Genomic DNA, 14,492 nt, shown 5'->3' with positions numbered 1-14,492 from the left:
TTCCGGGACGCGGCTCAGCGCGGACGCACCAGCTGCCAGGCGCGGCCCAGGTAGCCCAGCGAGGCAAAGCCGCTCCAGACGTGCACCAGCCGGGTGAAGGGAAAGATCACGAACAGCGTGAGCCCCATGAACAGGTGCGCCTTGAACACCGGCGAGACGCCGGCGATGTGGCTGGCGGCGTCGCCCTGGAAGGTGACGATGTGCTGCGCCCAGGTCATCAGGCTGACCATCACCTCGCCGTCCATGTGGCCGGCGGACAGCGCGATGGTCGACAGGCCCAGCAGCAGCGTGACCAGGATCCAGAGCAGCAGCAGCTTGTCGCCCGGCTTGGTGGTGGCGGCGATGCGCGGATCGCTCATGCGGCGGTGGATCAGGATCAACAGGCCGATCAGGCAGAGCCCGCCCATCACGCCGCCGGCCACCATGGCGACCATCTGCTTGAGCGAATGCGACACGCCCAGCGTGTCCCAGACCACCACCGGCGTCAGCAGGCCGACGGCGTGGCCGAAGAACAGGCCCAGGATGCCGACGTGGAACAGGATGTTGCCCAGCCGCAGGCGGCCGTGGTGCAGCAGCTGCGAGCTGTCGGTCTTCCAGGTGTACTGCTCGCGCTCGAAGCGGACCAGGCTGCCCAGAAGAAAGACGGTCAAGGCAATGTAGGGATAGATGCCGAAGAAGAACTGGTTCAGGGTATTCATGATGCGTGTTCCTGGCAGCGGTCAGCGGGCGGCCGTCCCGCGGGGGTAGAAATGCACCGCGTGCGCGCCGCCCTGGGCGGCCGGGCGCAGCAGCGGCTCGATGCCGTCCGGGCCGGCGCCGAAGGTCTCCATGGCCTCGTCCATGTCGCGCACCGGCGCCTCGGTCTGCTCGCGCGGCGTCACGGCGGACAGGTCGCGCAGCACGGCGAAGATGCAGGCATAGGGGCTGTCGCCCCGCGCCAGCCGCGAACCGATGGCGGCCAGCACGTGGATGGCCTCGTCCAGCAGCGCCTGGGCCTGGTCGGCGTCGATCACGCCCAGGAACTCCAGGAACAGCGGCACGTGGTCCGGCAGTTCCGACACCACGGGTTCAAAGCCATGGTCGCGGTAGGTCTGCAGCAGGTCCACCATGGCCTGGCCCCGGTCGCGGCTTTCGCCGTGCACATGCTCGAACAGGTGCAGCGAGTGCGAGCGGTTGCGGTCGAAGGTGGCGACGTAGGTTTCCTGCAGCGGGATCAGGTCCTGCCCGCCCAGCCAGGCGGTCAGGGGCTCCAGCGTCTCGCCGGCCCAGGGGTGGTCGGCCAGCGCGGCGTCGATCTCGGGCAAGGCGTCCAGCAGTTCCTGCTCGGGGTAGCTGAGCAGCGCGGAAAGCAGTCGGTACAAGCTCATCGTGTTCTCCTTTGCTCAGGCCGCGGCGGCCTTCTTGCGGGACTTGGGCATGTCGATGAAGATCTCGCTGCCCTGCGGCTTCTTGCCGAACAGCGAGCCCTCGGACACGCCGCCGGAGCAGCCGTTGCCGAAGGTGAAGCCGCAGCTGCCCTTCTCGTTGAAGCTGTCCTCGACCATTTCCTTGTGGCTGCTCGGCACCACGAAGCGGTCCTCGTAGTCGGCGATGGCCATGATGCGGTACATGTCCTGCACGGTGGCGTCGTCCAGGCCGACCCGGGCCAGCAGCTCGCTGTCCAGTTCGCCGTGCACGGTCTCCGAGCGCTTGTAGGCGCGCATGGCCAGCATGCGCTCCAGCGCCAGCAGCACCGGCTCTTCCTTGCCCGCCGTCAGCAGGTTGGCCAGGTAGCGCACGGGGATGCGCAGGCTGGACACGTCCGGGATCATGGCGCTCTTGCCCACGGTGCGGGTCGGCATCTTGCCGGACTCGGCGGCCGTCTGGATCGGCGACAGCGGCGGGATGTACCAGACCATGGGCAGCGTGCGGTATTCCGGGTGCAGCGGGAAGGCCACGCGCCATTGCACGGCCATCTTGTAGACCGGCGACTTGCGGGCGGCCTCCAGCCAGGACTCGGGAATGCCCTGTTCGCGCGCGGCGGCGATCACCTCGGGCGAGTGCGGATCCAGGAACAGGTCCAGCTGCGACTGGTACAGGTCCTGCTCGCTGGCCACGGCGGCGGCGCGCTCGATCTGGTCGGCGTCGTACAGCATCACGCCCAGGTAGCGGATCCGGCCCACGCAGGTCTCGGAGCACACGGTCGGCTGGCCGGCCTCGATGCGCGGATAGCAGAAGGTGCACTTCTCGGCCTTGCCGCTCTGCCAGTTGTAGTAGATCTTCTTGTACGGGCAGCCGGAGATGCACATGCGCCAGCCCCGGCACTTGTCCTGGTCCACCAGCACGATGCCGTCGTCCTCGCGCTTGTAGATCGAGCCGGACGGGCAGCTGGCGACACAGGCCGGGTTCAGGCAGTGCTCGCACAGGCGCGGCAGGTACATCATGAAGGTGTTCTCGAAGGTCGAGTACATCTCCTTCTGCACGCCCTCGAACAGCTGGTCGCGGCTGCGCGCGCTGAATTCGCCGCCCAGGTCGTCTTCCCAGTTCGGGCCCCAATGGATCTTGTCCATCTTCTTGCCGGTCAGCACCGACACCGGACGCGCGGTCGGCGGCGTCTGCGACAGCGGCGCGTTCTTCAGGTGCTCGTAGTCGTAGGTGAAGGGCTCGTAGTAGTCGTCGATCTGCGGCAGGTTCGGGTTGGCGAACAGATTGGCCAGGATGCGCAGCTTGCCGCCCTGGCGCGGTTCCAGCTTGCCGCTGGCCGTGCGGTTCCAGCCGCCCTTCCACTTGCCCTGGTTCTCCCATTCCTTGGGATAGCCGATGCCGGGCTTGGTTTCCACGTTGTTGAACCAGGCGTACTCGACGCCGTCGCGGCTGGTCCAGACGTTCTTGCAGGTGACCGAGCAGGTATGGCAGCCGATGCACTTGTCCAGGTTCAGCACCATGCCGATTTGGGCGCGTATCCTCATGATTGCTTCTCTTCTTGTTGCGTTTCAACCAACGGGCCTTCCAGCCAGTCCACTTTCTTCATCTTGCGCAGCACCACGAATTCATCGCGGTTGGCGCCCACGGTGCCGTAGTAGTTGAAGCCGTAGGCCTGCTGCGCATAGCCGCCGATCATGTGGGTGGGCTTGAGCACGGTGCGGGTGACGGAGTTGTGGATGCCGCCGCGCTTGCCGCTGGTCTCCGCGCCCGGCACGTTCACGATCTTTTCCTGGGCGTGGTACATCAGGCACATGCCCACCGGCACGCGCTGGCTCACCACCACCCGCGCGGTCAGCGTGCCGTTGACGTTGAAGACCTCGACCCAGTCGTTGTCCACCAGGCCGGCCTGCTTGGCCTCGGCCTCGGAGATCCACACGTGGGGGCCGCCCCGGCTCAAGGTCAGCATGCGCAGGTTGTCCGAGTAGGTGCTGTGGATGCCCCACTTCTGGTGCGGCGTCAGCCAGTTCAGCACCAGCTCCTTCTCGCCGTTCGGATAGCGGCCCAGCATGGGCGCCACCGTCTTGGTGTCGATGGCCGGCTTGTAGACGCAGAAGCCCTCGCCGAAGTCCAGCATCCAGCGGTGATCCTGGTAGAACTGCTGGCGGCCGGTCAGGGTGCGCCATGGGATCAGCTCATGCACGTTGGTGTAGCCGGCGTTGTAGCTGACCTCCTCGCTTTCCAGGCCCGACCAGGTCGGCGCCGAAATGATCTTGCGCGGCTGCGCCTGGATATCGCGGAAGCGGATCTTGTCGTGCTCGCGGCCGATCGCCAGGTGGGCGTGCTCGCGGCCGGTGATCTTGCTCAACGCCTCCCAGGCCTTGACCGACACATGGCCGTTGGTCTCGGGCGCGAAGGTCAGGATCATCTCGGCGGCGTCGATGGCGGTGTCCAGGCGCGGACGCCCCTGGCTCACGCCCGGCTCGCTGACGCTGTCGTTGATGCCGGCCAGCTCGTGCACTTCGTGCTCGGTGTTCCAGTTGATGCCCTTGCCGCCGTTGCCCAGCTTGTCCAGCAAGGGGCCGACGGAGGTGAACTTGCGGTAGATGTCGTTGTAGTCGCGCTCGACCACGACCATGTTGGGCGCGGTCTTGCCCGGCACCAGGTCGCACTCGCCCAGCTTCCAGTCCTTGGGCTCGAAGGCCTGGCCCAGTTCTCCCGGGGTGTCGTGCATCAGGGGAGCCAGCACCAGGTCGCGGCGCTTGCCCAGGTAGGGGCCGCCGATCTCGCTGAAGCGCTTGGCCAGCAGCTTGTAGATCTCCCAGTCCGTCTTGCTTTCCCACAGCGGCTGCACCGCCTCGCTGAGCGGGTGGATGAACGGATGCATGTCGGACGTGTTGAGGTCGTCCTTCTCGTACCAGGTGGCGGTCGGCAGCACGATGTCGCCGTACAGGCAGGTCGTGCTCATGCGGAAGTCCAGCACCGTCAGCAGGTCCAGCTTGCCCTCGGCGGCGTCGTCCTCATAGGCGACCTCGACCGGCTTGATGGCGTCGGCCTCGTCGCCGAACACGGCGTTCTGCGTGCCCAGCAGGTACTTCAGGAAGTACTCGTGGCCCTTGCCGCTGGAGCCCAGGATGTTGGAGCGCCACACGAACATGTTGCGCGGGAAGTTGGCCGGATCGTCCGGGTTCTCGCAGGCCATCTGCAGCGCGCCCGACTTCAGGCCCTCGACGGCGTGCGCCACCGGGTCCTTGCCGGCGGCCTCGGCCTCGGCCACCAGGTCCAGCGGATTGGTGCGCAGCTGCGGCGCCGACGGCAGCCAGCCCATGCGCTCGGCGCGGGCGTTCAGGTCGATCATGCTGAGTTCGCCGTACTTGCCGCGGTCGGCGGTGGGGCCCAGCACTTCCTGCACGTTCAGCTTCTCATGGCGCCACTGGCTGGTGTGGGCGTAGAAGAACGAAGTGCCGTTCATCTGGCGCGGCGGGCGCGCCCAGTCCGAGGCGAAGGCCAGCGGCGCCCAGCCGAACTGCGGCCGCAGCTTTTCCTGGCCCACGTAGTGCGCCCAGCCGCCGCCGCTCTTGCCCACGCAGCCGCACATCATCAGCATGTTGATGATGCCGCGGTAGATCATGTCCATGTGGTACCAGTGGTTCAGGCCGGCGCCGACGATCACCATGGACTTGCCCTGGGTGTCGTGCGCGTTCTGCGCGAACTCGCGCGCCACCTGGATCACCTGGGCGCGCGGCACCGAGGTGTGCTTTTCCTGCCAGGCCGGGGTGTAGGGCACGTCGTCGTCATAGGACGTGGCGACATTGCCGCCGCCCAGGCCGCGATCCAGGCCGTAGTTGGCCATCTGCAGGTCGTACACGGTGGCGACCAGCGCGTCCGTGCCGTCGGCCAGGCGGATGCGGCGGGCCGGCACGTTGCGCGTCAGCAGCTCGTCGTGCTCGCCGCCGAAGTACGGGAAGCCCACGCCCACGACCGCGTCGGCCTGGTCGATCAGGGACAGGCGCGGCGTGATGTCGCGGCCGCTGCCGCCATCGCGCGCTTCCAGATTCCAGCGGCCGACCTTCTCGCCGCCGTTGACCGCGCCCTCGCCCCAGCGGAAACCGATGCTGCCGTTGGGCGCGACCAGGTCGCCGCTGTCCTCGTCATAGACCAGCGTCTTCCAGTCGGGATTGTTCTGCTCGCCCAGCGCGCCATCCAGGTGCGAGGCGCGCAGGAAATGGTCGGGCACATGGCGGCCGTCGCGCTCCTTGAGCAGCACCAGCATGGGCATGTCGGTGTAGCGGCGCACGTAGTCGCGGAAGTAGTCCGAGGCGCCGGACAGGTGGAATTCCTTCAGGATCACATGGCCCATGGCCATGGCCAGCGCGGCGTCGGTGCCCTGCTTGGGCGCCAGCCAGATGTCGCCGAACTTGACCATTTCGCCGAAGTCGCTGGACACGGCCACGGTCTTGGTGCCCTTGTAGCGGACCTCGGTGTAGAAGTGCGCGTCGGGCGTGCGGGTCTGCGGCACGTTCGAGCCCCAGACCATCAGGTAGGTGGAGTTGTACCAGTCGGCCGATTCCGGCACGTCGGTCTGCTCGCCCCAGACCTGGGGGCTGGCCGGCGGCAGGTCGCAGTACCAGTCGTAGAAGCTCAGGCAGGCGCCGCCCAGGAGGCTCAGGTAGCGCGCGCCGGCGGCGTAGCTGACCATGGACATGGCCGGGATCGGCGAGAAGCCGATCAGGCGGTCAGGGCCGAACTTCTTGATGGTGTAGGCGTTCGCGGCGGCGATGATCTCGGTGGCCGTGTCCCAGTCAGCGCGCACGAAGCCGCCCAGGCCGCGCACGGCCTTGTAGCGCTTGGCGCGGACCGGATCCTGGCTGATCCATTCCCAGGCCGCGATCGGGTCCATGGTCTTGCGGGCCTCGCGCCACATCTCGATCAGGCGGCCCCGGATCATCGGGTACTTCACGCGCTGGGCCGAGTAGACATACCAGCTGTAGGACGCGCCTCTCGGACAGCCGCGAGGCTCGTGGTTGGGCAGGTCCGGGCGCGTGCGCGGGTAGTCGGTCTGCTGCGTTTCCCAGGTGATCAGGCCGTTCTTGACGTAGACCTTCCACGAGCAGGAACCGGTGCAGTTCACGCCGTGGGTCGAGCGCACGACCTTGTCGTGCTGCCAGCGCGCGCGGTAGGCGTTCTCCCAGCGGCGGTCCTCGTTGACCGTCTCGCCGTGCCCGTCCGCGAAGGTGGACTTCACCCTGGACATGAACTTCAGGCGATCCAGAAAATGACTCATTGTTGCTCTCCAAGAGCGCCGGCCCGGCCGGCGCATGCTGCTTGCTCTGCTTACGAATCCACTTTAGGCCCGGGGCGCCGCGCCCGCCATTGCCCGCAGGCACAGGTCGGGCACGGCAGAATGACTAGTCACCCCGGTCATTGCTCAGCACGGCACCGGCGCGTTGCGGCGCGCGTACTGCCACCAGGTGATCAGCACGCAGGTGGCGTAGAAGGCGATGAAGCAATAGAGCGCCGCCTGCGCGCCGCCGGTCAGCTCCAGCGAGGTGCCGAAGCTGCGCGGGATGAAGAAGCCGCCATAGGCGCCGATCGCGCCCGAGAAGCCCAGCACCGCCGCCGATTCCTTGGCGGCCTCGGCCAGCGCCTGCTTGCGCCCGGCCTCGCCACGGCCTTCGGCGGCCAGGGTGCGTTCGCGCAGGAAGATGACCGGGATCATGCGGAAGGTCGAGCCGTTGCCCACGCCGGTCAGCGCGAACAGCACGATGAACATGGCCAGGAAGCCGTTGAAGTCGCCGCCCTGCCCGTTCACCGGCATGAACATCATCACGCCCAGCACCGCCGCGATCATGCCGACGAAGGTGAACAGCGTGACGCGCGCGCCGCCCAGCTTGTCGGACACCCAGCCGCCCAGCGGCCGCGTCAGCGAACCCACCAGCGGCCCCAGGAAGGCATAGGCGGTGGGATCGACCTGCGGGAACAGCGTCTTGGTCAGCATGGCGAAGCCGGCCGAGAAACCGATGAAGGAGCCGAAGGTGCCCACGTACAGCCAGCACATCAGCCAGTTGTGCTTGCGCTTGAAGATCACCGCCTGGTCGGCGAAGGACGCGCGCGCGTCGGCGATGTCGTTCATGCCGAACCAGGCCGCCAGCGAGGCCAGCGCGATCGGCAGGACCCAGATGAAGCCGGCGTTCTGCAGCCAGATGTTGGTCGCCGCGCCCTTGACCATCGCCTGCTGCGGATCGCCGCCCAGCGCGCCGAACATGCCGGCCGAGATCGCCACCGGCACGGCGAACTGCACCAGCGACACGCCCAGGTTGCCGATGCCGGCGTTCAGGCCGGTGGCCAGCCCCTTCTTTTCCTTGGGAAAGAAGAAGCTGATGTTGGCCATGCTGGAGCTGAAGTTGCCGCCGCCCAGGCCGCACAGCAGCGCCAGGATCAGCAGCGTCGGATAGGAGGTGGACGGATCGCGCAGCGCGAAGCCCATGCCCAGCGCCGGGATCAGCAGCGAGGCCGTCGAGATGGCGGTCCACTTGCGGCCGCCGAACACCGGCACCAGGAAGGAATAGAAGATGCGCAGCGTGGCGCCCGACAGCGCGGGCAGCGCCGTCAGCCAGAACATCTGGTTCTTGGACAGCATGAAGCCGGCGCGGTCCAGGTTGACCACCACCACGCTCCACAGCATCCAGATGCTGAAGGCCAGCATCAGCGCGGGGATGGAGATCCACAGGTTGCGGTTGGCGATGCGCGCGCCGGTCTGTTGCCAGAAGCCGGGATTCTCCGGCTCCCAGCGCTGCAGGACATGAGTGGACATAGGGTTCTCGCTAGAAGGGAGGAATCAGGCCGGCTGGCGCCGGGCGATGGCCGCGCTTTCGGGCCGGAAACTGAAGTGCATGAAGATGAGCGACACGCAGACCGTGCCGTACAGCAGCATGAAGGCGCTGGAGCGCACGCCGGTCAGGTCCAGCAGCACGCCGAACAGGATGGGCAGGATGAAGCCGCCCAGGCCGCCGGCCAGGCCGACGATGCCGGACACCGCGCCGATGTTCTGGCCGAACTCGTCCGAGATGAACTTGAAGACCGAGGCCTTGCCGACGGCCATGGCGATGCCGACCACGAACAGCAGCACGGTGAAGGGGATGGGACCGAGCGCGATCTCGAAGCTGCGCGGGCCGGCGGCGGTCATGATGGTGAACTGCGTCTGCGGGTAGCTGAGCAGGAAGAACGCGACCCAGCACACCCACATCACCCACCAGGTGGTCTTGTAGGCGCCGTAGCGGTCCGAGATCCAGCCCCCCACCGCGCGCAGCACGCCGCCCGGCAGCGAAAAGCAGGCCGCCAGCAGCGCCGCCAGCTTCATGTCGAAGCCGTATTCGCCGATGTAGTACTTGGTCATCCACAGCGCCAGCGCCACATAGCCGCCGAACACCACCGAGTAGTACTGGCAGTAGCGCCACACGCGCGGGTCCTTGAGCATGGCGAACTGGGCCTTCAGGCTGGCGCCGCCCGTGACGCGGTGCGCCGGATCGGACGACGAGAACAGCCAGAACAGCACCGCCGTCACCAGCAGCGCCACCGCGTACACCTGCGGCACGATGACCCAGGCGCCGCCGGCGGCCGCGATCAGCGCCGGCGCCACGAACTTGGTGATGGCCGAGCCGGAGTTGCCGGCGCCGAACACGCCCATGGCCAGGCCCTGCTTGTTGCGCGGAAACCAGCGCGCCACATAGGGCGTGCCGACCGAGAACGAGCCGCCCGTCAGGCCGACGAACAGCGCCAGCACCAGGAAGTGCCAGTACTCGGTGGCGTAGGACAGCAGCCAGATCGGCACCACGGCCAGCAGCATCAGCACGAAGAACACCGGACGGCCGCCGTAGCGGTCGGTCCAGATGCCCAGCGGCACGCGCACCAGCGAGCCGGTCAGCACCGGCATGGCGGCCAGCAGGCCGAATTCCGTCTCGGACAGGCCGAGCTGCTGCTTGATGGGGATGCCCAGCACCGCGAAGATCATCCATACCGCGAAGCAGATGGTGAAGGCGAAGGTGCTGGAGACCAGCACGCGCATGGGCGCGCCGGGCCGGGTATGACTGGGTGATGCTGTCATGGTCGTTCTCGCTTTGCTGACGGATCTATCCGACGAATACATGCGCTCAGACTAGGGACACCCCGCCGCGCGCGCCATTCGCCGGCCGACCATCCGGCCGCGCCGATGTGACTAGTCACCCCTTGCCCGGAAGTCAGGTTTGCGCCAGATCAAATCCACGCGCTGGCGCGGCTTGCGGGCCGGCATTAATATGCATTTGAAATACACCTTAAAAGCCGGCCCCGCCGGTTCCATGCACAGGGCGCCCCACGGCGCGTGTCCACCATGAGCAGCCTGCTTTCCATCGACGAACCTGTCCGCGCGCCCGCCCGGCCCCGCCCGCAATGGCGCGCCTTCACCGAAATGGGTTTCCGCCCGCTGTACCTGGCCGGCTGTGCCTGGGCCATGATCTCGGTGCTGCTCTGGGTCCACGCGCCTTCGCTGCTGCGCGGCGAATTGAACGGGCTGGCCTGGCACGCGCATGAGATGCTGTGGGGCTTCGTCGCCACCATCGCCGTGGGCTTCCTGCTCACGGCCGGCGCCAACTGGACCGGCCGCAATCCGCTGCGCGGCAACGCGCTGGCCGCGCTGTGCCTGGTGTGGCTGGCCGCGCGCGCGGGCTACCTGGTTCCCGGCCGTCCGGCCTTCCTGCTGGCGGGCATCGCCGACCTGGTCTTCTTTCTGTGGGGCGCGGCGGCGCTGGGGCGCTCGGTCTGGCTGACGCGCAACAAGCGCAACTACGGCGTGCCCTTGCTGCTGGCCGCGCTGGCATCCGCCCATGTGCTGTACCTGACGGCCGCCGTCTCCGGCGACTACCTGGGCCTGATGCGCTACTTCAATGCCGGCCTGCTCAGCATGGCCGTGCTGACCCTGCTGATCGCCCGCCGCGTGCTGCCCTTCTTCGCCAAGCGCGCCGTGGCCGGCCTGGATATTCCGCCGCATACCAGGAGCGGCCACTGGCAGCTCGCGGCCGGCGTGGCCGCCATCGTGCTGCTGCTGGCCGGCGCGCCCAAGGGCGCCGCGCTGGCGCTGGCCGCCAGCGGCCTGATCGCGCTGGTCCAGTGGCTGGCCTGGAAACCCTGGGCCGCGCGGCGCGTGCCGCTGCTGTGGATCCTGTACGCCGGCTACCTGGGCCTGAGCGTCGGGCTGCTGGTCGGCGCGGCGCAACTGGCCGGCCTGGTCGTGCGCGTGGCCTGGCCCGCGCATGTGATCGGCGTGGCCGGCTTCTCGGTCATGATCCTGGGCATGGTCACGCGCACCGCGCTGGGCCACCTGGGCCGTCCGCTGCAGACCGACCGCAGCATGGTGCTGAGCTACGCGCTCATCATCCTGGCCGCGCTGCTGCGGCTGGCGGCGCTGCTGCCGTCGAACGCCGTGACGGGTCTGCTGCACGCCTCGGCCACGGCCTGGGCGCTGGCCCTGGCGCTGTATTTGTGGCGTTTTTTCCCGATGATGATCCGGCCGCGCGCGGATGCGGGTGGGCAGGCGGCGCCGGTGTTGCGGATCAAGCCGGTGGTGGCGCCGCGCGGGTGAACGCAGGGGTTCGCGCCGCTACCCGCGCTTCAATCCAGGCCTCCCCCTTCGGCCGCTCAGCCGTCTCGCGCTCGACAGTACGCTACCGTCCCGCGCCGATGCCGGCAACGGCGGCCGCCCCGGCATCGGCCCGCGCCAGCGCCGGCAAAGGCAGGCCCCGCCCCCACCCCTGCGCCAGCGCCTGGATGCCTTGCAGCGGATCGCTGGCGCGCACGCGCGCGTCGCGCTCCCGGCAAGCCTGCGGGTCGGTGATGAACAGCTCGCGCGCGAAGTACCTTGCCTGCCGCGTGATGGCCTCCGTCTTCTCCCGCCGCAATCCGCCGAACCGTTCCAGCGTCTGCTCCAGTTCCGCGCCGGGCCCCATGGCCGGATCCTCCAGGCAGCGCGCCAGATGCCAGGCATCCTCCAGCGCCTGGCAGGCGCCCTGCCCCGACGTGGGCAAGGGCGCGTGCGCGGCATCGCCCACCAGCAGCACATTGCCGCGATGCCAGCGGGCCAGCGGCTCCAGGTCGTGCACCGCGATCAGGCGCAGGGCCCGAGGCGGCGTGGCATCGATGACCGCGCCGATGGGATCGGGCCAGCGCTCGAACAGTCGGCGCACCTTGCGCCACTCGCCGTCCCGCGCGGCGGCCGCCCAGGCCCGCGCCTGCTCCAGCGTCTGCGCCTGCGCGCCCGCCCAATAGGCCTTGCGCCGCCCCAGCGCCACGATGCCGACGCGCTCGCCATGCCCCCAGTAATCGTGGATCGAGGCGCCGTCCACCAGGTCGCGCGCGCTTTCGGCCACGCCGATCCAGTTGACGAAGCCTTGATAGACCGGCGCGTTGCCGCCCGCCACGTGGGCCCGCGCCACCGAGGACATGCGTCCGTCCGCGCCGATGACCAGGTCCGGGCTCAAGCGCCCGCCGTCCGCGAAGTGCACGACGGCCCGGCCATCCGGATCGTTGGCGATGGCCGTGGCCTCGCGGCCGAACGCCACCGCCACGCCCGCTTCTCGCGCCCGCCGGAGCAGCACCGCTTGCAGGTCCGTGCGCAGGATGGCGCAAGTGGGATACCCCATCAGGCGATCCAGCGGCCCGATCTCCTGGCCGCCCAGCGACCTGCCCTGGGCGTCGTAGCGATGCATGGCGGCGGGCGTGCCGCCCAGCGCCAGCGCCTCGTCCAGCAATCCCAGATCCGCCAGTACGAAGCCGGCATTCGGCCACAGCGTCACGCCCGCCCCCATCGTGGCCGGCGCCGGGCGGCGCTCGTAGACCCGGGGTTCATGTCCGCGGCGCGCCAGCGCCAGAGCCGAGGCCAACCCCGCCACGCCGCCACCCAGAATCGCGATATCCATGCTTGCCATCTCCCGTACAGACGCGCTCTTGCGCAAAGCCGTCATGCTAGATTGCGCCACCTGTGATAACCAGAGTGCGAAAATGCAGTTCTCAATGACCTGAAACGGGATAATCCATGCCCAGCAAGCTGGACCTGAACACGGTGCGCGTCTATGCGGCCGTGGTCGATGAACAGAGCTTCGCCGGCGCGGCGCGCCAGCTCCAGTTGCCGGCCTCCAACGTCAGCCGCCACGTCGCCGCGCTGGAACGCAGCCTGGGCGTGCGCCTGCTGGAACGCAGCACCCGCCACCTGCGCATGACCGAGGCCGGCCGCCTGCTCTATCAACGCGCCAAGCCCCTGCTGGACACGCTGGCCGCCACCGCCGAGGAACTGGGCGCCGGCGAACAGGCATTGCGCGGGCCGCTGCGCATGTGCATGCCCGGGGAAGCGCCGCTGTTGCTGGGCCAGATCATCGCGGAGTTCTGCGCCAGCCATCCCGGCGTCGAGCTGCAATGCGACACCCGCATGGCCGGCGAACAGGCGTTGCGCGAGGACATGGACCTGGCCATCGTGTTCCATCGCGGCGACCAGGAAGACAGCACGCTGGTCACGCGCGAATTGGCCAGCCTGCCCAGCCTGGTCGTCGCCGCGCCCGGGCTGATCGCCCGCAGCGGCATGCCCACGCGCACGGCGCAGCTCAAGACACTGCCCTGCATCACGACCTTGAGCGCCTTGCAAGGACAGCCCTGGCGGTTCGTCGACGCCGCGGGACGGATGGTGAAGGTGCCGGTGCGCAGCCGCTACCGCGTCAACAGCGGCGCGCTGGCGCTGGCGGGCGCGCGCCAGGGAATCGGATACGCGATCCTGGCGGCCGGTCCCTGCCAGGAGGATCTGGCGGCGGGCCGGCTGGTGGAAGTACCTCTGGAATTGCGGCCGGCGCCCTTGCAGCTGCTGGCCGTGTACGGCCATCGGCATTCGGCCAGCGCGCGTATTCGTACCCTGCTGGACCTGATCAAGCGGCGCTTGGATGAGATGGCGCCGGCCAAGGCCTGAGCGCCGCCCCGCCCTATTGCACCCGCACGGGCATGCTGCAATCCGAGAAAAAGACCTCGCAGGTGCCGCCGCTGTCACGGTTGCACTGATTGAGCGCCTGCTCCGTGGCTTGCTCCAGCGTGGCCGCGAACTTGGCGACCGCCCAGTTATTGCCCCAGACGATGACGCCGCATTGATTGGCGTAGGAGATTTCCAGCTTGCAGGCGCCGCCGCCCTTCTGCCGGCAGATCGCCACGGCATCGTCTTCCGCCTGCCGCCGGCCGGGCCGGCTGCCCGCGACCCCGGTCTTGCCCGAGACGGGATCGAAGGCGATCGCCCCCCAGCGCTCCTCCCAGCGAACGGGCGGGGGAGCCGGCTGCTGCGGCGGCTGGGCGCCGCCGGGAACTTGGTAGAGGCCGGGAATGGGAATGCACTGGGCGGTGCCCAGCGCGGCCATGGTGTATCCGTCGGGACAGCCTTGCTCGGCCGCCGCCGGACGCATGGCGGCCAGCGCAAGGGCGAAAACGGCGAATGCCAGGACGAGAAAACGCTTCATCGGGATGCCCTTGTGATGGTCGATGGGTCGTGCTGCGCGGATACTAGCAATCAGCGCGGCCAGCGGCAATATGCGCCGCCGGGCATCCCGGCCCGGCTGGACGGGCGGGTCCGTGGATCCGTCCTGGCGAGCGCGCCAAGCGTCGGCGCCTACCAGGGAAATGGCGGTTCGATCCTGAACTCCAGGCCGGCCTCGGCAAGCGTCTCCTGCATCGGCGCGACCTCGTAGGCGAGCCCGGTGAACACCAGCCCTTCCGGCGCTTGCAGCAGTGTTCGCGCCTGCGGCATCGCAACGCCCGCCAGGCTCGCCACCGCCCGCAGATGCGCGTTGTTGTCGACGTCGCCCGCGATCACGGTCACTCGGTAGGAAGTCGCATCGTTCAGGAAGTCCGGCAGGCAGGTGGTGACCACGGCCCAGGAGCATAGTGTGCAGAACATGCCCTGGCTGGCGCCTTCGCGCCGGACTTCCAGTTGTCCGCCGCAGTCCGGGCAGATGGAGTCGGAAATGCTCATCGTGCTGTCTTTCCTGGGAAGAACCTGCGCCAGGGGTCCGGGCTGGCCGCAACGCCGTCGT

At 68.4% G+C, this 14,492-nt stretch carries 11 protein-coding genes; 2 read left to right on the top strand and 9 right to left on the bottom strand.

The window, feature by feature from the left end:
• Window positions 1-14: 14 nt before the first annotated feature.
• The 6 genes from narI to AC6LJ9_RS15695 form a co-directional block, all read right to left on the bottom strand.
• Complete coding sequence (narI, locus tag AC6LJ9_RS15720; RefSeq protein ID WP_103274268.1) at window positions 15-698, bottom strand: respiratory nitrate reductase subunit gamma; 684 nt, start codon at window positions 696-698, stop codon at window positions 15-17.
• A gap of 21 nt (window positions 699-719) precedes the next feature.
• Window positions 720-1,367 carry a nitrate reductase molybdenum cofactor assembly chaperone gene (gene narJ / locus AC6LJ9_RS15715; protein WP_498148279.1) on the bottom strand — a complete coding sequence of 216 codons (648 nt, stop codon included), beginning with the start codon at window positions 1,365-1,367 and terminating at the stop codon, window positions 720-722.
• A 15-nt stretch (window positions 1,368-1,382) separates the two neighbouring features.
• Entirely contained in the window at window positions 1,383-2,948 is a 1,566-nt protein-coding gene (gene narH / locus AC6LJ9_RS15710) for a nitrate reductase subunit beta (RefSeq protein WP_212314616.1), read from the bottom strand.
• Entirely contained in the window at window positions 2,945-6,685 is a 3,741-nt protein-coding gene (locus AC6LJ9_RS15705) for a nitrate reductase subunit alpha (protein WP_498148278.1), read from the bottom strand. Before AC6LJ9_RS15705 ends, narH begins: the two co-directional genes overlap by 4 nt.
• A 144-nt stretch (window positions 6,686-6,829) precedes the next feature.
• Window positions 6,830-8,215, bottom strand: coding sequence for a NarK family nitrate/nitrite MFS transporter (locus AC6LJ9_RS15700; protein WP_498148277.1), 1,386 nt, complete (start codon window positions 8,213-8,215; stop codon window positions 6,830-6,832).
• A gap of 24 nt (window positions 8,216-8,239) precedes the next feature.
• Complete coding sequence (locus tag AC6LJ9_RS15695; RefSeq protein WP_369869677.1) at window positions 8,240-9,505, bottom strand: MFS transporter; 1,266 nt, start codon at window positions 9,503-9,505, stop codon at window positions 8,240-8,242.
• Between the two features lie 264 nt (window positions 9,506-9,769).
• On the opposite strand from AC6LJ9_RS15695, the gene AC6LJ9_RS15690 reads away from it, so the two are divergent.
• A complete protein-coding gene (locus AC6LJ9_RS15690; RefSeq protein ID WP_498148276.1) occupies window positions 9,770-11,017 on the top strand; it encodes an NnrS family protein in 1,248 nt (415 codons plus the stop codon).
• Between the two features lie 82 nt (window positions 11,018-11,099).
• On the opposite strand, the gene AC6LJ9_RS15685 is transcribed toward AC6LJ9_RS15690, so the two are convergent.
• On the bottom strand, window positions 11,100-12,350 hold the full coding sequence (locus AC6LJ9_RS15685; RefSeq protein ID WP_498148275.1) for an FAD-dependent oxidoreductase: 1,251 nt from the start codon (window positions 12,348-12,350) through the stop codon (window positions 11,100-11,102).
• A gap of 116 nt (window positions 12,351-12,466) precedes the next feature.
• On the opposite strand from AC6LJ9_RS15685, the gene AC6LJ9_RS15680 reads away from it, so the two are divergent.
• Window positions 12,467-13,384, top strand: a complete 918-nt coding sequence (locus AC6LJ9_RS15680; RefSeq protein WP_498148274.1) for a LysR family transcriptional regulator — start codon at window positions 12,467-12,469, stop codon at window positions 13,382-13,384.
• A gap of 13 nt (window positions 13,385-13,397) precedes the next feature.
• On the opposite strand, the gene AC6LJ9_RS15675 is transcribed toward AC6LJ9_RS15680, so the two are convergent.
• Window positions 13,398-13,988 (bottom strand): DUF4189 domain-containing protein, encoded by a 591-nt coding sequence (locus AC6LJ9_RS15675; RefSeq protein WP_498148273.1) that lies wholly within the window; start codon window positions 13,986-13,988, stop codon window positions 13,398-13,400.
• An 80-nt stretch (window positions 13,989-14,068) separates the two neighbouring features.
• Window positions 14,069-14,431 (bottom strand): hypothetical protein, encoded by a 363-nt coding sequence (locus AC6LJ9_RS15670; RefSeq protein WP_498148272.1) that lies wholly within the window; start codon window positions 14,429-14,431, stop codon window positions 14,069-14,071.
• Between the last annotated feature and the right edge of the window lie 61 nt (window positions 14,432-14,492).

The sequence above is a fragment of the Achromobacter sp. 1011811831 genome (assembly GCF_059760905.1).
This window is presented reverse-complemented; position numbering and strand designations above follow the sequence as displayed.